Here is a 22426-nt window from a genome sequence, read left to right on the forward strand (position 1 = left end):
AGGCTCACCGTGTGTCAGCGTTCAATGAGCGGCGTCGAGTGCCAGGTTCAGGGCGAGGACATTGACCCGTGGTTCGCCGAGAAATCCAAGGAGCGGGGTTTCCGACTGTTCAGCGATCAACTGATCAACCCGTGCAATGGGCAGGTTGCGCACCCGTGCAATCCGGTTCGCCTGATACTTTGCGGCGGCAATGCTGATGTGCGGATCCAGCCCACTGGCGGAACTGTAGACCAGGTCGGCGGGGATCGTCGCGGTATTGCCCGGATCGGCGGCGTGCAGGGCGTCGATCCGGCCTTTCACCGCGTCCATCAATGCCGGATTCAGTGGCCCCAGATTGGAGCCGCTCGAGGCCTGCGCGTTATACGGCATGGGGCTGGTGGCAGACGGTCTGCTCCAGAAGTATTTCGGGTCACTGAAGCCTTGACCGATCAACAGCGAACCCACGGGTTTACCGTCTTTTACGATCAGGCTGCCGGAGGCTTGCGCTGGAAAAACCAGTTGCGCGATGCCCGTGGTCAGCAGCGGATAAGCCAGGCCGGTGATCAGTGACAGCGCAATCAACAAGGTCAACGCTGGACGCAGTAGAGATGTCATGACAGTAATCCTCGCTTAAACCAGGCCGACGGCGGCCAGTGCCATGTCGATGATCTTGATGCCGATGAAGGGCACGATCACGCCGCCCAGCCCATAGATCAGCAGGTTGCGGCGCAACAGCAGGGCCGCACCGACCGGGCGGTACTTCACGCCTTTGAGGGCCAGCGGAATCAGGAAAATGATGATCAGCGCGTTGAAGATCACCGCCGACAGCACCGCTGAATTCGGGCTGGTCAGCCCCATGATGTTCAGCGCAGCGAGCTGCGGGTAGGTGGTGACAAACGCGGCGGGGACGATAGCGAAATACTTGGCGATGTCGTTGGCAATCGAGAAGGTCGTCAGAGAACCCCGGGTCATCAGCATCTGCTTGCCGGTTTCCACCACCTCGATCAACTTGGTCGGGTTACTGTCCAGATCGACCATGTTCCCGGCTTCCTTCGCCGCTTGTGTTCCGGAGTTCATCGCCACGGCAACGTCGGCCTGCGCCAGCGCCGGCGCGTCGTTGGTGCCGTCGCCGGTCATGGCCACCAACCGGCCTTCAGCCTGATAGCGGCGGATCAGTTCGAGTTTCTGCTCGGGCGTGGCTTCGGCAAGAAAGTCATCGACCCCGGCTTCGGCGGCAATGGCTGCTGCGGTAACGCGGTTGTCGCCGGTGACCATCACGGTCTTGATGCCCATGCGCCGCAGTTCGACAAAGCGCTCCTTGATGCCGCCCTTGACGATGTCCTTGAGTTCGATCACGCCCATCACTTTCGCGCCGTCGGACACCACCAAGGGTGTGCTGCCGCGACGGGACACTTCTTCAACGATCGCTTGCACCGCTTCGGGGAAGTGTCCGCCCAGGCTCTGCACATGGCGCAGGACTGCTTCGCCGGCGCCTTTGCGCAGTTGCCGCTCGCCGAGGTCGACGCCGCTCATACGGGTCTGCGCGGAAAAATGCACGAAGTGCGCGTCGAGGGCGGCGATGTCCCGTTCACGCAGGTTGAAGCGCTGTTTGGCCAGCACTACGATGCTGCGTCCTTCGGGGGTTTCGTCGGCCAGCGAAGCCAACTGGGCGACATCGACCAGATCCGCTTCCTTGATGCCCGGCGCCGGCAGGAACGCCGAGGCATGGCGGTTGCCCAGGGTGATGGTGCCGGTTTTATCGAGCATCAATACATCGACATCACCGGCGGCTTCCACGGCGCGCCCGGAGGTGGCAATCACGTTGGCCTCCATCATGCGGCTCATGCCCGCCACGCCCACGGCCGACAGCAGTCCGGCAATGGTGGTGGGAATCAGGCAGACCAGCAGCGAGATCAGCACCGTTATCGACACCGGCACGCCGGACTTCGCCACCGCAACGCTGTACAGCGAGAAGGGCAGCAGCGTTACCGTCACGCCGAGGAACACGATGGTCAGCGCCACCAGCAGGATCGACAGGGCGATTTCATTGGGGGTCTTTTGTCGCTTGGCGTTTTCGACCATGGCGATCATGCGATCAACAAAGGTTTCGCCGGGGTCGGCGGTCACGCGTATGACGATCCAGTCCGAGAGCACCCGGGTGCCGCCGGTGACGGCGGAGAAGTCGCCGCCACATTCGCGGATCACCGGGGCCGATTCACCCGTAATGGCTGACTCATCCACCGAGGCCGCGCCTTCGATCACCTCCCCGTCGGCGGGGATCATCGAGTCGGCCAGATCGCCGGCTTCCACCAGCACCATATCGCCTTTGCGCAGATCGCTTGATTGCGCCAATTGCCATTCCGAACCGTAGCGCGGTTCGCGCAGTTTCTTCGCCCAGGTTTCCTTTTTCAGGTTGCGCAGGGACGCCGCTTGCGCCTTGCTGCGGCCTTCGGCCAGGGCTTCGGCGAAGTTGGCGAACAGCACGGTGAACCACAGCCACAGGGCAATGGCGAGGATGAAACCGCTACTGGCCTCACCGTGGCCGCGCAGAGCCTGGACCCACAGGGCGGTGGTGATGATCGCGCCGATGTAGACGACGAACATCACCGGGTTGCGCCACTGGATTTTCGGACTGAGTTTACGCAGGGACTCGACCATGGCCGGGGCCAGCAGTGTCGGGTCGAACAAGGAGAACGATTTGCGAGTCATGGCCGTGGTCTCACTTGATCATCATGAAGTGTTCGACGACTGGCCCCAACGCCAGGGCCGGCACGTAGTTCAACAAACCGACCAGCAGCACCGTGCCGATCAGCAGCACCACGAACAGCAGTCCATGCGTGGGCATGGTGCCGCCAGTCACGGCCAGACGTTTCTTCGCCGCCAGGCTGCCGGCCACCGCCAGTACCGGCACGATCACCCCAAAGCGCCCGAACCAGACGGCGATCGCCAGCATCACGTTGTAGAACGGGGTGTTGGCCGACAGGCCGGCGAAGGCGCTGCCGTTGTTGTTGGCCGCCGAAGTGAAGGCGTAGAGGATTTCCGAGAAGCCATGGGCGCCGGGGTTGGCAACGCCGAGTTGCCCGGCCTCGGCCATGACCGCAATCGCGGTGCCGAACAACACCAGCAACGGCGTTGCGAGGATCGCGATGGCGACCATCTTCATTTCGTAGGCTTCGATCTTTTTGCCCAGGTACTCGGGCGTCCGGCCAATCATCAGCCCGGCGATGAACACCGCGAGGATGGCGAACACCAGCATGCCGTAGAGGCCCGATCCGGTACCGCCAAACACCACCTCACCCAGTTGCATCAGGATCAGCGGCACTGCGCCGCCCAGTGGCGTCAACGAGTCGTGCATGGTGACCACGGCGCCACAGGATGCTGCGGTGGTGATCGCGGTGAACAGGCTCGAGGCGCTGATGCCGAAGCGCAGTTCCTTGCCTTCCATGTTGCCCGCCGCTGTATCGATTCCCAGGCCCGAGAATTGTGGGTTGCCCAGTTGCTCGTAATGCGTGACGGCCACCACCGCGATCACGAAGATGATCGTCATCGTCGCAAGCAACGCCCAGCCTTGCCGGATGTCGCCGACGATGTGGCCGAAGACAAAGCACAGCGCCGTCGGGATCAGGAAGATGGCGAGCATCTGAAAGAAGTTGCTCAGGGCTGTCGGGTTCTCGAAAGGGTGGGCCGAGTTGGCATTGAAGAACCCGCCGCCGTTGGTGCCGAGCATCTTGATGGCTTCCTGCGAAGCGACAGGGCCCATCGCGATGGTCTGCTTGTCGGTGCTGGCCGCTGTGGTCAGAGGATTGCCTTTGGCGTCGAGGCTTGGCTGCCCGGCATCATTGAGCACCGACGCCTGGTATTGCATGACCTCCATCGTCGTGACTTGTTTGTAAGGTTGAAGATTCTGGATCGCGCCCTGGCTGACGAAGAACAGCGCGAAAATCAGCGACAGCGGCAGCAACACCCACAAGGTGACACGGGTCAAGTCAACCCAGGCATTGCCGATGCTGGCGGCGCTGTGGCGGGCGAATCCGCGAATCAGCGCAACCGCCACCACGATGCCGGTGGCCGCCGACAGGAAATTCTGCACGGTCAAGCCGAGCATCTGCGTCAGGTAACTCAGCGTTGCCTCGCCGCTATAGCCTTGCCAGTCGGTGTTGGTGACGAAACTGGCGGCGGTGTTGAACGAAGAGTCGGGCGTCACTGCGCCAAATCCCTGGGGATTGAACGGCAGCACACCCTGCAGTCGCTGCAGCGCGTAAACCGCGAGCATGCCCAGCGCGTTGAATACGATCAGCGCGAGGGCGTATTGCAGCCAGCTCATTTGTGCTTCAGCACTGACGCCGGCCAGTCGATACAGCGGCGACTCGATGCGTGAGCCGAGGCTAAACCGGCCCTCCATCACTGCGGTCAACCAGCGCCCGAGTGGCCAGGCCAGACCCGCCAGCACCAGCAGAAAGACTCCGAGCAGAGTCCAGGCTTGAGTGGTCATAGGAAGTCCTCCGGGAGCAGAAGCGCGGCAACCAGATACACCAGCAAACCGGCGGCGATGATGCCGCCAAACACATAGAACCCTGTCATGACCGCCTCCTGTTGAGCGCCGCACAACCGCGTGCCAGCCCGATCAAGCTGATGAAAAACACTGCACCGAGTATCAAATAGACGAAGTCCATGGTGTTTCCTCCCGTGTTGAGGAAAGCCTAAGCGTGAGCCCGGAAAGTTGTTAAAAGGATTGGAGGCTGGGGTATAAAGATCTTATAAAAAGCGTTATTCGCTTTGCTCGTTCTCGATTGTTTGCGCGGGCGGCGAGGTGCCACAATTTGTCCTGTCGATTCATCATGTTCAGGCGGACTCAATGGATGATCTTGAGCTAAGAAGTGATCAGGGCTCGGAAATAGCCGAACAGGTTCGAACCGATCGCTTGCAGCAGTTATTTCGGCAATCCGGCGCTGCCGTTTTCGGCAGTTACATGGCGGCAATCCTCCTTTGCTGGCTGTGTTGGGATCGGTTTGATCACGGTGTGGTTATCGGTTGGATAGCGGTATTAACGCTGTCGACGTTGCTGCGTATCTCAATGTTCATTGGCTATTTTCATAGCCACGTCAGTGAACGCACGCCACAGCGTTGGGAACGCAGATACTGGTGCACGCTTATGTTGTCTGCAGGGATATGGGGGGCGGGCGCACTCGCGGTCATACCGGTCGACGACCTGTTGGCTCAAGCGATGGTCATGCTCTTCACTGTCGGCATGTCTGTCAGTGCGGTGTCGTGTTACTCGGCTTACAAGAACATGACGATGGTCTCCATCGGACTGGTTTTGTTGCCGTGCTCCATATGGCTGCTGTTTCAACCGTCAACGTTGCAGGTCGGCATGGCGCTCGCGGTTTTTGTGTTCGCATCGTTTGTAGCCAGCGCCACACGCAAGATGTCCGATGCGCTGGAAACTGCGTTTCGCTTGACCCGAGAGTTGGAGCGGGAAAACCGGCTTTCTGTCAGAGCCGCCAGAACCGATGAGCTGACCGGCCTGAAGAATCGCCGTGCGTTTTTCGATGATGCTGATCAGCTTTACCGTGAATGCAAAAGCAAGGGTTCCGTGCTGTGCGCAGTCATGCTCGATATGGATCACTTCAAGCACATCAACGACTCTTACGGTCACCAGGTGGGGGATCAGGTGCTGCGTCAGGTGGGGGCGGTGATCACTGCATCTATCCGTGAAACCGATGTTCATGGCCGACTGGGAGGCGAGGAGTTCGCTATTTTGCTTCCTGACACCACACTGGACGTCGCCATGAGCATTGCCCAGGAACTGATCCAGGCCATCTCCAGACTCAAGGCTGAGCCAGCTGATCGCATAACCGCCAGCCTTGGCGTAGCGTCATCGGACTTTAACGAAGAAAGCCTTTCTAGCTTGATGAACAATGCAGACAGAGCGCTGTACAAAGCCAAGTCGTATGGACGAAATCAAGTTGCTGTCGCGGATTGATGGGCTGTTGCGACCTTGAGAGGACGCCAATACGTTTCTTTCCAGCACCCACAGCATAAAAAGTGGAACTCCTACTGACAACCACCAGTCAATTTTTCTGTCCAGACAGGGCGCCTATTCCTAACCGGGAGAAAATCATGAGTGGCACATCAGACAAAATCAAAGGTTTGGCCAACGAAGCGATCGGTAATGTGAAGCAAGGTGTTGGCAAGGTCACAGGCAGCGGAAAACTGCAGGTCGAAGGGAAAATCCAGGAAAAGAAAGGCGAGGCCCAACAGGTGGTTGGCAAAGTAAAAGATGCCGTAGACAAAAAGTAACTCCAGGCGGCAATTGCTTTCCCTACGATGGCTGCCATCGCAGTCGGCTTATTCAGAGCTTCCCACTTACACGAAGGTTTAAGAATCATGAAGAGTGAACAGGTAGAAGGCGTAGCAGAAAAGTTGGCCGGCAAGGCGCAGAGCGCGGTCGGGAAACTGATTGGTGATTCGAAGATGGAAGCTGAAGGTGCCGGACATCAAGCGGCTGGACAGCTGACTAAATCCTACGGCGATGCGCTGGATAACGTGTCGACTTTCGTCAAAGAAAAGCCGATAGCTGCAATCGCCATAGGTGCCGCGGCGCTGATCCTGATTAACCGAATTTTTCGTCGCTGAAGACGTTTCCGTTAACAACGAGGCGATCGACAATGTGAAGCAAGGTGTCGACAAGAAGCCGCTACAGGCGGCTTCTTCCTCATCTTTCTGTCGCTATCACATCTGTCTGCCGTTACGCGCTGCAATCGCAACGGTGGTCGGCGAATCAGCAAGTGGAACGAATTGTCGTGTCGCGCCATCAAGTGCATCGATGCATCCCGCCTCGATGTCGTAAACCCAGCCGTGCAGATTCATGCGCCCTTGCTCGAGCGCGAGGGCCACGGATGGATGTGTGCGCAGGTTCGCCAGTTGCGCGATCACGTTTTCGCGCACGAGGCCGTCGAGCTTTGCGCGGGGCGTGTCGAACTCGTGCGCCGCGTTAATCGCTTTCGCGGCGTCCGCGTGACGTAACCAATTAGCAACTGCCGGAAGGTGATCCAGGCACGTGCAGCGTGAAATCGCGCCCATCGCCCCGCAGTCCGAATGGCCGCAGATCACAATGTCCTGTACGCCAAGCACGGCGACCGCATATTCGACGGTAGCCGACACACCGCCCGGTTCAGGGCCGTAAGACGGCACAATGTTGCCGGCGTTGCGAATCACGAACAGTTCGCCGGGCTCACGCTGCGTAAGGAGTTCCGGCACCACACGACTGTCCGAGCAGGTGACGAACAACGCCTTCGGATTTTGTGCCGTCGCGAGCTGCTTGAACAGCTCGACGCGTTGCGGATAAACCTCGCGCTGAAAGCGCAGAAAGCCGTCAATAATGTCACGCATGAAGTCCTCCAAACCCGAGTAGCGGATGTGGGCACGAGCACTCGATATGCCTTCGCGCCGCTGTGGTCGGCATTATCGCAGACGTCGCACGTGTTGGCAGTACTCGAACAACGATGTACTACAAGCCAAGTGGTGTTGACGCCGAAGCCGAAGCCGCGAGGAGCTGATACCTGATCACCTAAAAGCTAAGCCAAAACTCGCAAAGGTAAGCAGAAGAGGGTGGTCGGGACAGGCGGGGTCATGTCATTGGAAATGGGAATTTAGCCATTGGAATGCCCAAAATGCGTTTACAGTGGTAGTCCATGCCTGTTTTTGTCTGTTTTCGCGCACTTGCACCAAGCGGTTCAAGCGACTGTACAGAGGCAGAAAACCGCGAATCCATCGTTATGTGAACTATGAATCGTCCGCTGTTTGTTTCTCTGGATGGGCCCAAGGGCACCGGCAAAACCACGCTGTTGGAGGCCGTTACGAAGGAACTGAGGGCCAGCAACAAAAAAATCATTCGGCTTTGCGAGAGAAAAAGCGATCCTTTCAGGGGTGAAACCATGACCCTGATTAACACGCTTGCCAGAAATCCTTCCCAGGATCTGGAATGGGCTGTGTGCCAGCGCCTGGCTGATAGTCGACGCTGGATTTCCCGAAACGTGCTGACGGAGCAGCCGCTGGACAGCATTATCCTGATCGATCGCTGGTATCCGTCTGATGCAGCGTTTCGCCAAACCATCCCGTTTGCCGACATTCTCCAATTGAACCTGGATCGAGAGGTGCGAGTGCCGGACCTGCATGTCGGCGTCGTCACCAATCCGGATATTTCATGGGCAAGGGCTGCGACACGCGCGCGAGGATTGGGCGGCACTGTGATCCAGAAGCACGCAGAGCATGTGGCATGTACGGAGATGTTCGAGCAAGCGGTTAAGGAGCACGGTTGGGTTCTGTGCCGTAATGAGGGACCAATCGAAGACGCTACGATGCAGATTGTTTCTGAGATCCATAGGGTGCTGGGGTGATTGTTGGAGCGGAGACGGGCGTTGGTGCAGGAGGCGCATAAGGTAATAAATGATTTAACATAATATACATTACACGCAACAAGATGTTTCAGGATTAACCCGGTTGCACGCCAGATTTCAATCCAGCGTCTTTTCCCTGAAACCTCACTTTTCACAACCGCGGCCTTGCCGGAAACTGGCGACCCTCAATCAGCATCCCGCGTCAGCTTTTCAATCAGCGTGCGATGCTGTGGAAATCGCGCAATCAGTTTCCGTCGATCAGCCATCTCCATGTCCGCAAAATCAAATCCCGGCGACACGGCTTCGCTGATTAATCCAAATCCGTGCTCACCCTCAAGCAATCGCGAAGCTTTCCAGATTCCACCAGGCACGTGCATTTGCAAATGCTGGCCTGCCAGAACGTCGCTACCCATCACCAGCGTTCGTAACTCACCGTCACTAAGGATCATGCTGTACTCGACAGGATCGCCCAGATGATAGAAATGCAGGATGTCCGATTGGTTGAAATGAAATTGGCCCACTGGCGAATCTTCAGTCAGCAAGTAATAGATCGAGGTCATCAGGTAACGTGGGCCACCGGCGGTTTGCAGCATGGCGCGCTGATCTGCTTGAAAAGTCCTGCGAAAATAGCCGCCTTCGACATGAGGCTGCAGATCCAGCGCCGTAATCACATCCTCGACGCTTGTTTTCCCTCGATTCATGGCCCACTCCGTTGATTTAAGGACAGATGCGACGATAGCTCTACTAAACGGCTATTTAGTGGAGTTAACAGTAGATCGGCGGATTTCGAAGGAATTACCCTTCTTTTTAGCGCCTACTTATTCAAGAAGGCATTTCAGAAATCTACCGTTGCCAAATCCGCTATTTAACTAACATCTTCAGGCGCTGTTCTTACGCTTCAGCGTCTCGCTCGGCAGCTCTTTGAACAGTGCCCGATAACTGCTGGAAAACCGCCCCAGATGCCAGAACGACCAGTGCATAGCCACTTCGGCAACCGTGGTGTCTGTGGGCGCACGCTTGAGTAATTCGCGATGTGCGCTGTTCAACCGGCGCAGGCGCAACCAATGGCTTGGCGTCATGCCGGTGAAGTCTTTGAACGCATGCTGCAACTGACGCAGCGAAACGCCCGCGACCTGCGCCAGTTCCAGCAGATTGACCGTTTCTTCCGGTGAATCTGCGGCCCACTCCCCTACTCGCTTCATGATCGTCCGCTCTTCGCTACGGCGCTGCAGACCGCCACGATCCAGGTGCACGCGAGCATTGTCGAGGATGAACAGGCAGTCTTCCAGTAATTGCTGAGTCAGGGCCTCTTTACTTGGCTGATCAAGGGTTTGCGATAACTTCGTGAGCGTCGAGCTTAACCAGCGACTGAACAAGGCGTTCTGTCCGCAGTTAAGCGGTGCCATGAACAATCCCTCGAGCCTCGCCACGTCCAGACCGTGCTGACGGACGAATTCCGGGCCGAACACCACAGCGATTTCCTGGTAGTTCTCCGGGGTGATCCAGATGTTGCGGCTGTCTTCATTGAGCAGATACAGCGCGTTGTCGCTGCGATCGAAACAGAACGCCAAGGCACCCGATGGCGCGCTGAACGTCTGCTCGACACGGGTGTTCATCTGCTCTTCGTAAACCTGCACGCCCTGCAAATCCAGATAGCGAATCTGCCCAGCGAAATGCCCTGGGGACATCTGCTGGTAATGCTGGACCCAACCCGGCGTGGCGCGGATCTGTTCGGTGACATCAGCGGTATTGAAAGCCTGAACCTGTAGCGGATTACACGTTGTCATGGGAGACCTTGCGCACTCTTTTGGTGCGCTTTGGTGCTGCTTAAAGTGGATAGATGGAACTGCAAGGCTCGCCCAAGATAGTCGTCAACGCGCCACAGGGGAAGGGGCGGAAGATGAAACCCGCCCTCCCCGGCGTCTATAAAACCAATAACGAGGTCCTTATGAATGCCCCTTTCGATCAGCTGTTCACTTGGCTGAAAGATCACAAGATTACCGAAGTTGAATGTGTGGTCAGCGACCTGACCGGCATCGCCCGCGGCAAGATCGCACCGACCAACAAGTTCCTGCATGAACGAGGCATGCGCCTGCCGGAAAGTGTGCTGCTGCAAACGGTAACCGGGGATTTTGTCGACGACGACATCTACTACGACCTGCTCGACCCGGCCGACATCGACATGGTCTGCAAACCCGTGAGCGACGCCGTGTATGTGATTCCATGGGCGATCGAGCCGACCGCCATCGTCATCCACGACACCTTCGACAAGTTCGGCAACCCGATCGAACTGTCGCCGCGCAACGTGCTGAAAAAGGTTCTGCAGCTGTACACCGACAAGGGTTGGAAGCCGATCGTTGCGCCGGAAATGGAGTTCTACCTCACCCAGCGCTGCGAAGACCCGGACCTGCCGCTCAAGGCGCCACTGGGCCGTTCGGGCCGTGCCGAAAGCGGTCGGCAGTCGTTCTCCATCGATGCTGCCAACGAATTCGATCCGCTGTTCGAAGACGTCTACGACTGGTGCGAGTTGCAAGGTCTGGATCTGGACACGCTGATCCACGAAGACGGCCCGGCGCAGATGGAAATCAACTTCCGTCACGGCGATGCACTGGATCTGGCCGACCAGATCACCGTGTTCAAACGCACCCTGCGCGAAGCGGCGCTCAAACATAACGTCACCGCAACGTTCATGGCCAAGCCGATTGGCGACGAGCCTGGCAGCGCGATGCACCTGCATCAGAGCGTGGTCGACATCGAGACCGGCAAGCCGATCTTCGCCGATGCCGACGGCAAGATGAGCGAGCTGTTCCGCCATCACATCGGCGGGTTGCAGAAGTACATCCCGAAAGTGCTGCCGATGTTTGCGCCCAACGTGAACTCGTTCCGCCGCTTCCTGCCGGACACTTCGGCACCGGTCAACGTCGAGTGGGGCGAAGAGAACCGCACTGTCGGCCTGCGTGTGCCGACCTCCGGCCCTGAATCCATGCGCGTGGAAAACCGCCTGCCGGGCGCCGACGCCAACCCGTATCTGGCGATCGCCGCGAGCCTGCTGTGTGGCTACATCGGCATGGTCGAAGGCATCGAGCCGAGCGCCGCCGTCGAAGGCCGCGCCTACGAACGCCGCAACCTGCGCCTGCCGATCACCATCGAAGACGCGCTGACACAAATGGAAGAGTGCACAACCGTTGCCGAGTACCTGGGCAGCAAGTTCGTGCGCGGCTACGTCGCGGTGAAACGCGCCGAGCATGAAAACTTCAAGCGCGTGATCAGTTCGTGGGAGCGCGAGTTTCTGCTGCTGAGCGTCTGACTCCAGCACAAATCCCCTTCCTCCATGGCATGGCTTTTTGTGGGAGGGGGCTTGCTCCCGAAAGCGGTGTATCAGCCAGCTGTAATGTTGGAGATACCGGCCTCTTCGGGAGCAAGCCCCCTCCCACAAAGAGCAGGGGAACAATGATCCATCTGAAAATCCAGAACCACCCGAAAACTCCAATAATTCCAAGAGGTGTCGATATGCGTCTATTGAAATCCATGGTTTCCGCCGCACTGGCGCTGTTGTGCAGCACCGCAGCCCTGGCCCAGCCCCAGGTCTCCGTCTACAACTGGACCGACTACATCGGTGAAACCACCCTCGCCGACTTCCAGGCCAAGACCGGGATCAAGGTGATCTACGACGTTTTCGACTCCAACGAAACCCTGGAAGGCAAGCTGCTTGCCGGCCGCACCGGCTACGACGTGGTCGTGCCGTCCAACCATTTTCTCGCCCGTCAGGTGAAGGCCGGCGCGTTCCTCAAACTGGATCGCGAGCAGTTGCCGAACTGGAAAAACCTCGACCCGAAACTGCTCGCGCTGCTTGAGAAGAACGACCCGCAAAACGCGCACTCGGTCCCCTACCTGTGGGGCACCAACGGCATCGGCTACAACGTCGACAAGGTCAAGCAAGTGCTGGGCATCGATCACATCGATTCCTGGGCGGTACTGTTCGAACCGGAAAACATCAAGAAGCTGTCGCAGTGCGGCGTGTCGATGATGGACTCGGCCGACGAAGTGTTCCCGGCGATCCTCAACTACATGGGCATGGACCCACGCAGCGAGAACCCGGAAGACTTCAAGAAGGCTGAAGCCAAACTGCTGAGCATCCGTCCGTACATCACCTATTTCCATTCCTCGAAATACGTGTCCGATCTGGCCAACGGCGATATCTGCGTGGCGTTCGGTTACTCCGGCGACGTGTTTCAGGCCGCAAACCGCGCCAAGGAAGCCAAGAACGGCGTGAACATCGCCTACGCGATCCCGAAGGAAGGCGCCAACCTGTGGTTCGATCTGTTGGCCGTTCCAGCCGACGCCGCCAATCCCAAGGAAGCCCACGCCTTCATCAATTACCTGCTTGATCCGCAAGTGATCGCCAAGGTCAGCGCCTCGGTCGGTTACGCCAACCCGAACCCGCCGGCCAAGCAGTACATGGACGTGGCACTGGTGAGCAATCCAGAGGTTTACCCACCGCAGGAAGTCCTCGACAAACTGTATATTTCCACCACCCCGCCCCAGTCGATCATGCGTCTGATGACCCGTTCCTGGAGCAAAGTGAAGTCGAACAAATGAATCAGTACAGCAAAGAACACGCCCGCTCCTATTACGCTGCTTCGGCCCGGGCAAGCACGCCCTGGCCGGTGCTTGACGGTGATCTCACCGCCGATGTCTGCGTGATCGGCGGCGGGTTCACCGGGGTCAACACCGCAATTGAGCTGGCGCAACGCGGGCTGTCGGTGGTGTTGATCGAAGCCCGGCGCATCGGCTGGGGGGCCAGCGGACGCAACGGCGGTCAGTTGATTCGCGGCATCGGTCATGAGGTCGAGGGCTTTGCACGTTACGTGGGCAACGACGGCGTGCGCTATCTGCAACGTGCCGGGATCGACTCGGTGGACCTGGTGCGCCAGCGCATCACCGAAAACGACATCGAGTGCGACCTGCGCTGGGGCTTCTGCGAACTGGCCAACACCCCGGCGCAGTTTGCGGCGTTCAAGGACGAACAGGTCAGCCTCGACGAACTCGGCTATCAACACCAGACCCGCCTGGTTGGCCCCGAGCAGATCCGTCAGCAAGTGGTCAACGCCGACGGCTACGCGGGGGGGCTGATCGACATGGGCTCCGGCCATCTGCATCCACTGGATCTGGTTCAGGGCGAAGCGCGTCTGGCGGCGTCCCTCGGTGTACGCCTTTTCGAGCAAAGCCCGGTGCTGCAGATCATCCACGGCGAAACCGTTGAGGTGCGCTGCGCCACTGGCAGCGTGCGCGCCGGCAGTCTGGTGCTCGGTTGCAATGCGCATCTGGATGAACTCGAACAGCAACTCAGTGGCAAGGTGTTGCCCGCCGGCAGTTACATCATCGCCACCGAGCCGTTGTCCGAAACTCGAGCCGCGCAGCTTATCCCGCAGAACCTCGCATTGTGCGACCAGAAAGTCGGACTCGATTACTACCGGCTCTCGGCGGATCGACGCCTGCTGTTTGGCGGCGCCTGTCACTATTCCGGCCGCGATCCGGCGGACATCGCTGCCTACATGCGCCCGAAGATGCTCAAGGTCTTCCCGCAACTGGCCGATGTGCGCATCGACTATCAGTGGGGCGGCAAGATCGGCATCACCGCCAACCGCTTCCCGCAGGTCGGTCGGCTCAAGCAACAGCCGAACGTGTTCTACGCTCAGGGTTATTCCGGTCACGGTCTTAACGTCACGCACTGGTGCGCCAAGCTGCTGGGCGAAGCGATTCACGCCGGCCATAGTCAGGGCATGGACGTGTTCAGCGCCGTGCCGCACATGACCTTCCCCGGCGGCCCGGCGCTGCGTTCGCCGCTGTTGGCACTGGGGATGTTCTGGTATCGCCTGCGCGAGATCCTCGGTTAACGCTCCCCCTACATAATCAACGGCACCCGGTGAATTTGCTCTATCGCCAAGCACTTCTATATTGATGGAGTGCTTTTGCGTTCCTGACGCTCAGCATCCACAAAACCGAGGGGACATGGATGAAGTCGTCAGCCGCCGATGAGCCACGAGCACCGGGCCAAGCGCCGATCAAGACGCGCCGTTTCAGCATTTCACTGGTGTGGATCGTGCCGATCGTGGCGGTGCTGGTCGGTATTTCGCTGGTGGTGCACAACCTGCTGCAGGAAGGCCCGAGCATCGTCGTCAACTTCAAGACCGGCAGCGGTCTGACCGCCAACAAGACCGAGGTCAAGTATCGCAACGTGGTGATCGGTCAGGTGACTGACGTCGAGTTGAGCGCCGACCAGAAGAGCGTCGATGCCACGATCAAACTGGCCAAGCAGGCCGAAACCTTTACCCGCGAAGACTCGCACTTCTGGGTCGTGCGCCCGCGCATCGGCGCCGGTGGCGTTTCGGGCATCGACACCCTGCTCTCCGGCGACTACATCGGCGCCGATATCGGCCAATCCGACAGCCGCGCCAAACACTTCAAGGGCCTGGAGAACCCGCCGCCGATCACCTACGGCGAACCGGGCAAGCGCTTCATGCTGCACGCCCCGGATCTCGGCTCGCTGGACATCGGATCGCCGGTTTACTACCGCAAGATTCCGGTTGGCCAGGTTGTCACCTACACCCTCAATCCCGAGGGCAAAGGCGTGGACATCGAGGTGTTCATCCATTCGCCGAACGACGCGTTCGTCACCGAAAACACCCGGTTCTGGAACGCCAGCGGCATTGACATCAATGTCGGCGCCAACGGCTTTGCCGTGAAAACCGAATCACTGTCCACCATGCTGGTCGGCGGCATTGCCTTCCGTGCGCCGGATTACAGCCCCAACGACGTTGCTGCCACGGACGACAAAGACTTCGAGCTGTTCGCCGATCAGCAGACCGCCCTCGCCCCGCCCAACGGCAAGGCGCAATACATGGTGCTGCGTTTCGATCAGTCGCTGCGCGGGCTCAAGGTCGATGCACCGGTAGAGTTTCTCGGCATGGAGATCGGCCGGGTCGTCGGGATCAACCTGGACTTCGACGCGAAAAAACGCAGCTTCCCGCTCAACGTCGGCATCGTCATTTACCCGCAGCGCCTGGGCCAGGCCTACAAAAAGATGCTGACCGAATTCAAGCACGATCCCAACGACGAAGCCGCCGGTATTCGTCTGCTCGGCACCTTCGTCGATAACGGTCTGCGCGCTCAGGCCCGCAGTGGCAACCTGCTGACCGGGCAGCTGTACGTTGCACTGGACTTCTTCCCGAAAGCTGAGAAAGTCGCGTTTGACCCGACGGCCCGGCCGGTGGTCTTGCCCACCGTGCCCGGCAGCCTCGAACAGTTGCAGGAAAAACTCGAAGCCGTGGTCGACAAGCTCAACAAACTGCCGGTCGAGCGGATTGCCGGCAACCTCGACAGCAACCTCGTGGAGCTGCGCAAAGGCCTGACCCAGTTCAACGCGAAAACCCTGCCGAGCGTGCAGACCACCCTGGCCGACGTCAGCAAGACCTTGCAGTCCGCCAGCTCGACCCTCGCCGAAGACTCACCGCAGCGCGAGAAACTCACCGAGACCCTTGACGAACTCGGACGCATGTCGCGTTCACTGCGTGAGCTGTCGGATTATCTCGGTCGCCATCCGGAATCGCTGATTCGCGGTCGCCCCGACAATGCCGCGCCGCTGGATCTGAAAGGACCGCCACGCAATTGAGCACAGGAGCTACCCCATGGCTTTACCGCTGAAGATCACCGTGCTCGCTGCGTTCATGCTCCTGGGTGCCTGCCGCAGCGAGCCGATCAACTTTCACACCCTGACGCCGGTGCAACTGCCGACGTCCCGGGCCGGTGCGCAAATCCCCATCGAGGCGATCAGCGTGCCGCCGCAAGTCGATCGCCCGCAAATCGTCATCCGTCAGGGCAACAATGGCCTGGCGATTCTGGAAACCCAATGGTGGGGGGCGAGTCTGGCGGATGAGTTGCGCAGCGCGTTGAGCGATCAACTGAGCAATACCGGCAGTCGCGGCAATGTTTCGGTGCGCATTGATGTGCAGCGTTTTGACTCGATTCCCGGACAATACGGGCTGATCGACGTCAAGTGGCGCCTGCGCCCGAGCGGTGCGGCGGACAATGCTCTGCTGACCTGTCATTCAACCTTGCAAACACCGTCCGGCCCGAGCATCGATGACCTGGTGGCCGCGCAACAGAACAACGTCAAACGACTGGCTGCCCTGATCAATCAAGCGGCGGGCAATTCACGCACCTGTCCATCGGCGTCCTGAGTCGCCGCCGGTAGCGTGACGGTGAAACGGCAGCCGTTGGGTTCGCGAGTCACCAACTGAACCTGCCAGTGCTGATGGCTGCAGATCCGCTGCACCAGCGACAGGCCCAGGCCAAGCCCTTCACCGCGCTGTTCGTCACCACGCACGAATGGCTGAAACATCGCCTGGCGTTTCTCTTCCGGAATACCGATGCCGCTGTCCTCGACCACGAAACTGTCCTTGAGCAGAGTCAACCGGACGAAGCCCTGATCGGTGTAGTGCCAGGCATTGCGCAACAGATTGCCCATGACCGATTGCAAGAACGTCAGGTCATAGCGCGTGCTGCCAGCCAGTTGCGGCTCGTAAATGAACTCCAGGCCCTTTTCGCGAATCAATCGCCCCCAGATTTCCACCTGGGCGTCAGCGATAGATTTGAGTGTGCAGGTGGATTCGGTGCCAAGCTCTTCCGGCTTGCGCGCCAGCATCAAGAAAGTTTCGACCAGTTGGCGCATTTCAGCGCTGGCCCGGGCAATGCGTTTGACCTGCTGAGTGGAACGCTGATCCAGCGAGGGGTTGGCCAGCAACAGCTCGCAGGAGCTGGCGAGAATCATCAGCGGTGTGCGCAGTTCGTGGCTCACGTCACTGGTGAAGAGCTTTTCCCGGTTCAGGATCTCGCGCAACCGGCCGAGTGTCTGGTCGAAAGACAGCGCCAACTCCCCTACTTCATCATCGGCGTAATCCGGATGCAGGGCCGGCGCCAACGCGATCAACTGATCGCGATGACGTACCTGCCCCGCCAGGCGAATCACCGGCGCCATGACCTGCCGCGCCAGCAGCCTGCCGAGTGCGACAGCCAACATGACACTGAGGATGAACCCGACAATCACCACGACGAACAGCAGGTGCTCGCGTTGTTCGAAGCTTTCCTGATTGCGCAGCAGCACATACTTGCGTCCGCCGACTGCCTCGACCATGGCGTAGAAATCATCACCGTTGAAGGTGATCTCCTGAAACCCCAGGGGCAGTTTTGCCAGTTGCGGCGTCAGCGCCATGGGCCCCGGACCGTTCTCGAAAAAAAACAGTTCGCTCTTTTCCGGCTCATGGCGCCACTGGTTGATGTCGTCCATCGCCAGCAACCGGCGCAGTCCGCCGCTCAGGGCCGTCATGGTCAACTTGTGCTCGACGACATGCACCGTGGCCACAATGCCCATCGCGAAGACACCGGCTACCACTGCGCTCATCAAGGCGAACACAATCACGATCCGATTGGCGAGGCTTTGCTTGAGGTCCATCCGGTTCAATGACTCCAGTGCTGATGTCGGAGCTGCAAGGGGTGGCGCGACGACGTTGTCCAAAGCGCGCAGCTTCGCCTTGCCCGGCGCAGTTGTTAAGTGCTTCAAGCAAACAAAACGGCTATTTGCGTTTAGTTATCAAATAGACTATTCCGCTGATATCTGCGCTTCTCTCGCAAATTTTTCACATGTTCTTCACTACGCCGCCACGACTCTGAACGTAGTGTTCAGCAGCCATTCAAGCAAACCGCCGTAAAGTAACTAAACTCCTGGAGCTTACGTTGCACTTTGCGTGTGGACTGAATGGAACTCGGGAATGACAAGGGGCAACGTCGTGGTTGAATTAGTACAAATACAATCAGCACCCAAGAGATCGTACCTCTCTCGTCAGCGGGCTTGGGTCGCCATCGCTGCCGGCGTGCTGGTGATCAGCCTGATTTGTGGCTTCGTCTGGCTGCAGCGTTCACCTGCCAACCTGCGTTATGTCAGCGACTCTACCACCCAGCAATGGGTGAAAGCCTGGCAGGCTGGCGAGGTCGTCGCACTGGTGCGCCACGCCGAACGCTGCGACCGCTCAAGCAACATTTGCCTGGGGCCGGCAGACGGTATCACCCAGGCAGGCAGCGTCTCTGCAGCCTCCGTTGGCCGGGCCTTTACGCAATTGGGAATGCAGCAGACCCAAGTGTTCACCAGCCCGCTGACGCGCACTGCGCAAACGGCTCATTACATGTTCGGTCGCGACGCAGTGGCGGCAGAATGGCTTGAAACCTGTGGTCCGACGATGCGTGATGAGTTGGTGGCGCACAAGACCCCGGGGCAGAACATGATCCTCGTGACCCACAGCGGCTGCATCGCCGATTTCGAAAGGCAAACCGGTTACCCGCGCGCGGTCGCCGCCGAATATGGCAGCGCGGTTTTAGCCCGTGTAGATGCCCAAGGCAAACTTGAAGTCATTGGCATCATGAACCCCGAAGGCTGGCAGCGATTGGCCAAGTAACCAGCAAACTTAATCAAGCACTAAACAGCTCGGCCAATGCTCTGGCACAGGGTATTGGCGCGCATGAAATTGTAATAAGAAATGTTTTTCAGACTGAAAAACTGGAAATATTTCATTTTAAAGCTTGTCTTCCCAAGGAGAACTTAAAGCTGGAAGCAGACCCGTTCTCTGAATACAGGAGCACGTCCATCGGACGTGCTCGCCTCTGCATTCATTCAACCCAGTGCCGCGCCTGCAACGGAAATCGCCAGGCGCTTCACTGAAACGCACACTTTGTACTGCACCAAGGTCCAGTCATGACGTCTGAGAACAAACCGCTGCACCATGCAGCGTTGAATTTGCCGCGCCTCCACCAGAGCACCCTGGTCGAGCGCTTTGCGATACCCGGGCTGGTGCTGGCATTCGTGGTCTTTTATCTGCTGCCACTGATGACCCACGGTCTGTGGATTCCCGATGAAACCCGTTATGGCCAGATCAGCCAGGAAATGCTGCTGAGCGGCAACTGGGTGGCGCCGCATTTCATGGGCATCCGCTACTTCGAAAAACCGATTGCCGGCTACTGGATGATCGCCATCGGCCAGGCCATTTTCGGTGAAAACCTGTTCGGCGTACGCATCGCCTCGGCGCTCAGCACCGGCGTAAGCGTGTGGCTGGCCTACGTATTGGCCCGTCGCCTGTGGAACAACCCGCGAATCAGCGCAGCGTGCGCCCTCCTTTATATGAGCTTCGGCCTGATTGCAGGTCAGGCCGGCTATGCCAACCTCGATCCGCAGTTCACCCTGTGGGTCAACCTCAGCCTGGTGGCGATCTGGTTTGCCATCGACAGCACCACCCCGCGCGCGCGCCTGGGCGGCTGGGCATTGTTGGGCCTCGCTTGTGGCATGGGCCTGATGACCAAAGGTTTCCTCGCCCTGATGCTGCCAGTGCTGATCGCCCTGCCCTACATGATCTGGCAACGACGCTTTGGCGAGCTGGTGCGTTATGGTCTGGTCGCCGTTGGGGTGGCCGCCCTGGTCAGCGTGCCTTGGGCACTGGCCGTGCATTACCGTGAACCGGATTTCTGGCGGTTCTTCTTCTGGCACGAACACATCCGCCGCTTTGCCGCCGGCGAAGACGCACAGCATGCACGGCCATGGTGGTTCTATCTGCCGCTGCTGTTTGCCGCCACCTTGCCATGGGCATTGCTGCTGCCTTCGACGCTGTTGCGCACCTGGCGCGAAAAGCGTGACCCGAAAATCGCCTTCCTGGCTTTGTGGTTCCTGCTGCCCCTGGCGTTTTTCAGCGCGAGCAGCGGCAAACTGCCGACCTACATCATGCCGTGCCTGCTGCCATTGGCCCTGTTGATGGGCTACACCGTGATGAACTGGCTCGCTGATCAGAACGGCCGCGTCTTGCGTACCAACGGTGTGGTCAACGTGGTGCTGGCCGGCGCCGCGCTGGTGGCGCTGATTTATCTGCAAGCGACCCGTGAAATCTATGCAAACACCGAGATGTTCAGCCTGTCGCTGGCCTACATCGTATTGCTCGGCTGGATCATTGCCGGTTCGCTGCAAGCCTTGCGACCTCTGACGCTGTGGGCGATGCCGGCGCTGGGCATCGGCCTGCTTGTCGCGCTGCTACCCGCTGCAATGCCGGCGACCATCGTCAACAGCAAGATGCCGGATCAGTTCATCGCCGAGCATCAGCAGGAACTCAGCCAGACCAGCTCTTTGCTGAGCAACGACCTCGGCGCGGCTTCTGCTTTGTCATGGCGCTTGCGCCGCCCGCAGGTCGACCTGTTCAACACCGTTGGCGAGCTCAAGTACGGCCTCGATGACCCGGCCATGGCTTCACGCAAAGTCAGCCTGGAAGGTGTTGGCCAATGGATGACCGAAGCGCGGAAAAAAGGCTCGGTGGGCGTGGTGATGCGAGTCAACAGCACATCGGACGCGCAACAACTTGAGTTGCTGCCAATAGACGGCAAGCACTACCGCCGTGGCCAAATCGAAATCCTCATCTTCAGTCAGAGCCAGCCATGACCCAGACCAGGACTGAACGGAGGCAGTTGCTGCTTCTGCTGGCAGCGACTGCCCTGCTTTTACTGCTCGGCTTGGGCAGTCGTGAGCTATGGGGGCCGGAGACCCGTTGGGCCAACATCGCGTTGCAGATGCTGCAAAGCGGCGACTATTTCGACCCCTATCTCAAGGGCAGCCCCTACTACGACAAACCGTTGCTGTCGTACTGGCTGATCACCGCCACCTCGTGGTTCACCGGCGGACTGGGGCATTGGTCGTTGCGCCTGTCATCGGTGATTTCCGCGTGGTTCAGCGTGTGGCTGGTGTACCTGATCGGCGAGCAACTGTTTCGCAAAGGCACCGGGTTGATCGCCGGCTGGATGCTGGCGACCACGTTCTACTTCGTGTTCTGGGCGCGAGTCGCCACCGCCGACATCCTCACCGTTTGCGGTGTACTGGCGGCCGTCTGGTGGTACTGGCGTGGCCCGGATGACACGCGGTTCTGGCGCTACGTGGTGTTCTTCGGTCTGCTGTCGCTGACATCGCTGTTCAAAGGCCTGATCGGTTTCATCCTGCCCGGCCTGGTGCTGCTGCCGCACCTGCTCAGCGAACATCGCTGGAAACGTCACCTGAACCTGCGACTGCTGGGTGCTCTGCTGATCGCCGGGGCGTTCTACATGACGCCGTTCCTGTTGTCCCACCTCTACGGTGCGCCCAACTACGAACAGAGCGGCCTCGGCCTGGTGCTGCGCGAAAACGTCGTGCGGTTTTTCCAGCCGTTCGATCAATTCGGGCCGATTTACACCTACTTGATCTACCTGCCGGTCTACACCCTGCCATGGGCACCGTGCTGGTTGATCGCCTTGTGGGTGGCCGCGCGCAACTGGAAGCACATCGAACCGGACACCCGCTGGCTGATTCAAGGGCTCGCGCTGCTGATGCTGTTCTTCACCGCCTGTGGCAGTCGCCGCAGCTATTACGTGCTGCCGTTGGTGCCCTTCGCGCAACTGCTGGGTGCCTGGTGGGTGACCCGGCGCATGGCCGCTCGCAACAGCGCAGGTCGTGGTCTGAAGATCGGCTTCGCCGTCACCACGGTGTTGCTCGCCGCGATCCTGGGGGTGCTTTACCCGTGGACCAACAGCGGCGGCGGTGTTATCCGCTTCGGCGAGCAGGTTCGCGAACAGGCCAGTCAGCAGGCACCGTTGAATCAATGGCGGATGGTCATGATCGAGGTCGACAACAAAGTGCCGATGTACCTGCAAACCGGCGGTGCACCGTTCTACTACGTGCCGGAAACGATCCAGGACTTCCCGCACAATGGCGACACCGCGACGCTGATCGCCTGGCTGGAAAGGACCAGCGGGGAACATTGGGATCCGCAACGCACGATTTTCGTCGCGCAATACCGTTCCGGTGATGCCGTGCCACTGGATGCGCTGAAGGCTGATCACCAGGTCATCACCACCACGCCCACCCGTGGCGAGCAGCTATTCCACGGGCGTGAGGACCAGAGCGTGGCCTACATCCCCCACTCCTGAGCAATGAC

Annotated in this window: 20 protein-coding genes; 12 read left to right on the forward strand and 8 right to left on the reverse strand. The window is 59.2% G+C overall.

Annotation, left to right across the window (positions count from 1 at the left end; genetic code table 11):
* Positions 1-21: 21 nt before the first annotated feature.
* From kdpC to kdpF, 4 genes are read right to left on the reverse strand one after another with little or no spacing between them, the layout of a single operon-like run.
* The gene (kdpC, locus tag LCH64_RS02320) at positions 22-594 is read right to left on the reverse strand and encodes a potassium-transporting ATPase subunit KdpC (protein WP_201137694.1); all 573 of its coding nucleotides are present in this window, start codon (positions 592-594) and stop codon (positions 22-24) included.
* 15 nt (positions 595-609) lie between these two features.
* Positions 610-2688, reverse strand: coding sequence for a potassium-transporting ATPase subunit KdpB (gene kdpB, locus LCH64_RS02325; protein ID WP_226499367.1), 2079 nt, complete (start codon positions 2686-2688; stop codon positions 610-612).
* Positions 2689-2698: 10 nt separating this feature from the next.
* Entirely contained in the window at positions 2699-4471 is a 1773-nt protein-coding gene (gene kdpA, locus LCH64_RS02330) for a potassium-transporting ATPase subunit KdpA (RefSeq protein ID WP_226499368.1), read from the reverse strand.
* Positions 4468-4560 carry a K(+)-transporting ATPase subunit F gene (gene kdpF / locus LCH64_RS02335; protein ID WP_003224886.1) on the reverse strand — a complete coding sequence of 31 codons (93 nt, stop codon included), beginning with the start codon at positions 4558-4560 and terminating at the stop codon, positions 4468-4470. The genes kdpA and kdpF overlap by 4 nt, the downstream gene beginning before the upstream one ends.
* Before the next feature lie 274 nt (positions 4561-4834).
* On the opposite strand from kdpF, the gene LCH64_RS02340 reads away from it, so the two are divergent.
* The 3 genes from LCH64_RS02340 to LCH64_RS02350 all read left to right on the forward strand — a co-directional run bounded on the left by LCH64_RS02340 (position 4835) and on the right by LCH64_RS02350 (position 6615).
* Entirely contained in the window at positions 4835-5962 is a 1128-nt protein-coding gene (locus LCH64_RS02340) for a diguanylate cyclase (RefSeq protein WP_201138516.1), read from the forward strand.
* Positions 5963-6099: 137 nt separating this feature from the next.
* On the forward strand, positions 6100-6279 hold the full coding sequence (locus tag LCH64_RS02345) for a CsbD family protein (protein WP_226499369.1): 180 nt from the start codon (positions 6100-6102) through the stop codon (positions 6277-6279).
* Between the two features lie 87 nt (positions 6280-6366).
* A complete protein-coding gene (locus LCH64_RS02350) occupies positions 6367-6615 on the forward strand; it encodes a CsbD family protein (RefSeq protein WP_103483401.1) in 249 nt (82 codons plus the stop codon).
* Positions 6616-6711: 96 nt separating this feature from the next.
* Here LCH64_RS02350 and LCH64_RS02355 read toward each other — a convergent pair whose 3' ends face one another.
* Positions 6712-7371, reverse strand: coding sequence for a carbonic anhydrase (locus LCH64_RS02355; RefSeq protein ID WP_003224876.1), 660 nt, complete (start codon positions 7369-7371; stop codon positions 6712-6714).
* 395 nt (positions 7372-7766) lie between these two features.
* Between LCH64_RS02355 and LCH64_RS02360 the strand changes: the two genes are divergently transcribed.
* Complete coding sequence (locus tag LCH64_RS02360; protein WP_226499370.1) at positions 7767-8378, forward strand: dTMP kinase; 612 nt, start codon at positions 7767-7769, stop codon at positions 8376-8378.
* Positions 8379-8563: 185 nt separating this feature from the next.
* On the opposite strand, the gene LCH64_RS02365 is transcribed toward LCH64_RS02360, so the two are convergent.
* Together LCH64_RS02365 and LCH64_RS02370 are read right to left on the reverse strand one after the other, a co-directional pair.
* Complete coding sequence (locus LCH64_RS02365; RefSeq protein WP_103483398.1) at positions 8564-9079, reverse strand: cupin domain-containing protein; 516 nt, start codon at positions 9077-9079, stop codon at positions 8564-8566.
* Positions 9080-9256: 177 nt separating this feature from the next.
* Positions 9257-10165, reverse strand: coding sequence for a helix-turn-helix domain-containing protein (locus tag LCH64_RS02370; protein WP_201137709.1), 909 nt, complete (start codon positions 10163-10165; stop codon positions 9257-9259).
* Between the two features lie 161 nt (positions 10166-10326).
* Between LCH64_RS02370 and LCH64_RS02375 the strand changes: the two genes are divergently transcribed.
* The 5 genes from LCH64_RS02375 (at position 10327) to LCH64_RS02395 (ending at position 16618) form a co-directional block, all read left to right on the forward strand.
* Entirely contained in the window at positions 10327-11685 is a 1359-nt protein-coding gene (locus tag LCH64_RS02375) for a glutamine synthetase family protein (protein ID WP_226499371.1), read from the forward strand.
* 203 nt (positions 11686-11888) lie between these two features.
* A complete protein-coding gene (locus LCH64_RS02380; RefSeq protein WP_103519797.1) occupies positions 11889-12977 on the forward strand; it encodes a polyamine ABC transporter substrate-binding protein in 1089 nt (362 codons plus the stop codon).
* The gene (locus LCH64_RS02385) at positions 12974-14275 is read left to right on the forward strand and encodes an FAD-binding oxidoreductase (RefSeq protein ID WP_226499372.1); all 1302 of its coding nucleotides are present in this window, start codon (positions 12974-12976) and stop codon (positions 14273-14275) included. Before LCH64_RS02380 ends, LCH64_RS02385 begins: the two co-directional genes overlap by 4 nt.
* Positions 14276-14394: 119 nt before the next feature.
* The gene (locus LCH64_RS02390; protein ID WP_226499373.1) at positions 14395-16050 is read left to right on the forward strand and encodes an MlaD family protein; all 1656 of its coding nucleotides are present in this window, start codon (positions 14395-14397) and stop codon (positions 16048-16050) included.
* A 16-nt stretch (positions 16051-16066) separates the two neighbouring features.
* Entirely contained in the window at positions 16067-16618 is a 552-nt protein-coding gene (locus tag LCH64_RS02395; RefSeq protein ID WP_226499374.1) for a PqiC family protein, read from the forward strand.
* Here the strand turns inward: LCH64_RS02395 and LCH64_RS02400 are convergent.
* A complete protein-coding gene (locus tag LCH64_RS02400) occupies positions 16576-17889 on the reverse strand; it encodes a HAMP domain-containing sensor histidine kinase (RefSeq protein ID WP_226499375.1) in 1314 nt (437 codons plus the stop codon). The genes LCH64_RS02395 and LCH64_RS02400 overlap by 43 nt on opposite strands.
* Before the next feature lie 316 nt (positions 17890-18205).
* Here LCH64_RS02400 and LCH64_RS02405 point away from each other — a divergent pair, with 316 nt between their 5' ends.
* From LCH64_RS02405 to LCH64_RS02415, 3 genes are all read left to right on the forward strand, one after another.
* On the forward strand, positions 18206-18886 hold the full coding sequence (locus tag LCH64_RS02405; protein WP_226499376.1) for a histidine phosphatase family protein: 681 nt from the start codon (positions 18206-18208) through the stop codon (positions 18884-18886).
* 296 nt (positions 18887-19182) lie between these two features.
* Positions 19183-20904, forward strand: coding sequence for a lipid IV(A) 4-amino-4-deoxy-L-arabinosyltransferase (arnT, locus tag LCH64_RS02410; RefSeq protein WP_226499377.1), 1722 nt, complete (start codon positions 19183-19185; stop codon positions 20902-20904).
* The gene (locus tag LCH64_RS02415) at positions 20901-22418 is read left to right on the forward strand and encodes a glycosyltransferase family 39 protein (protein WP_103483389.1); all 1518 of its coding nucleotides are present in this window, start codon (positions 20901-20903) and stop codon (positions 22416-22418) included. The genes arnT and LCH64_RS02415 overlap by 4 nt, the downstream gene beginning before the upstream one ends.
* Positions 22419-22426 lie beyond the last annotated feature (8 nt).

The sequence above is a fragment of the Pseudomonas sp. MWU16-30322 genome, assembly GCF_020515535.1.
In the GTDB taxonomy this organism is placed as follows: Bacteria; Pseudomonadota; Gammaproteobacteria; order Pseudomonadales; family Pseudomonadaceae; genus Aquipseudomonas; species Aquipseudomonas fluorescens_H.

Coding starts and splice junctions, on each gene's coding strand:
- kdpC (WP_201137694.1), bottom strand. CDS start 594: ATGACATCTCTACTGCGTCCAGCGTTGACCTTGTTGATTGCGCTGTCA.
- kdpB (WP_226499367.1), bottom strand. CDS start 2,688: ATGACTCGCAAATCGTTCTCCTTGTTCGACCCGACACTGCTGGCCCCG.
- kdpA (WP_226499368.1), bottom strand. CDS start 4,471: ATGACCACTCAAGCCTGGACTCTGCTCGGAGTCTTTCTGCTGGTGCTG.
- kdpF (WP_003224886.1), bottom strand. CDS start 4,560: ATGACAGGGTTCTATGTGTTTGGCGGCATCATCGCCGCCGGTTTGCTG.
- LCH64_RS02340 (WP_201138516.1), top strand. CDS start 4,835: ATGGATGATCTTGAGCTAAGAAGTGATCAGGGCTCGGAAATAGCCGAA.
- LCH64_RS02345 (WP_226499369.1), top strand. CDS start 6,100: ATGAGTGGCACATCAGACAAAATCAAAGGTTTGGCCAACGAAGCGATC.
- LCH64_RS02350 (WP_103483401.1), top strand. CDS start 6,367: ATGAAGAGTGAACAGGTAGAAGGCGTAGCAGAAAAGTTGGCCGGCAAG.
- LCH64_RS02355 (WP_003224876.1), bottom strand. CDS start 7,371: ATGCGTGACATTATTGACGGCTTTCTGCGCTTTCAGCGCGAGGTTTAT.
- LCH64_RS02360 (WP_226499370.1), top strand. CDS start 7,767: ATGAATCGTCCGCTGTTTGTTTCTCTGGATGGGCCCAAGGGCACCGGC.
- LCH64_RS02365 (WP_103483398.1), bottom strand. CDS start 9,079: ATGAATCGAGGGAAAACAAGCGTCGAGGATGTGATTACGGCGCTGGAT.
- LCH64_RS02370 (WP_201137709.1), bottom strand. CDS start 10,165: ATGACAACGTGTAATCCGCTACAGGTTCAGGCTTTCAATACCGCTGAT.
- LCH64_RS02375 (WP_226499371.1), top strand. CDS start 10,327: ATGAATGCCCCTTTCGATCAGCTGTTCACTTGGCTGAAAGATCACAAG.
- LCH64_RS02380 (WP_103519797.1), top strand. CDS start 11,889: ATGCGTCTATTGAAATCCATGGTTTCCGCCGCACTGGCGCTGTTGTGC.
- LCH64_RS02385 (WP_226499372.1), top strand. CDS start 12,974: ATGAATCAGTACAGCAAAGAACACGCCCGCTCCTATTACGCTGCTTCG.
- LCH64_RS02390 (WP_226499373.1), top strand. CDS start 14,395: ATGAAGTCGTCAGCCGCCGATGAGCCACGAGCACCGGGCCAAGCGCCG.
- LCH64_RS02395 (WP_226499374.1), top strand. CDS start 16,067: ATGGCTTTACCGCTGAAGATCACCGTGCTCGCTGCGTTCATGCTCCTG.
- LCH64_RS02400 (WP_226499375.1), bottom strand. CDS start 17,889: ATGGACCTCAAGCAAAGCCTCGCCAATCGGATCGTGATTGTGTTCGCC.
- LCH64_RS02405 (WP_226499376.1), top strand. CDS start 18,206: ATGACAAGGGGCAACGTCGTGGTTGAATTAGTACAAATACAATCAGCA.
- arnT (WP_226499377.1), top strand. CDS start 19,183: ATGACGTCTGAGAACAAACCGCTGCACCATGCAGCGTTGAATTTGCCG.
- LCH64_RS02415 (WP_103483389.1), top strand. CDS start 20,901: ATGACCCAGACCAGGACTGAACGGAGGCAGTTGCTGCTTCTGCTGGCA.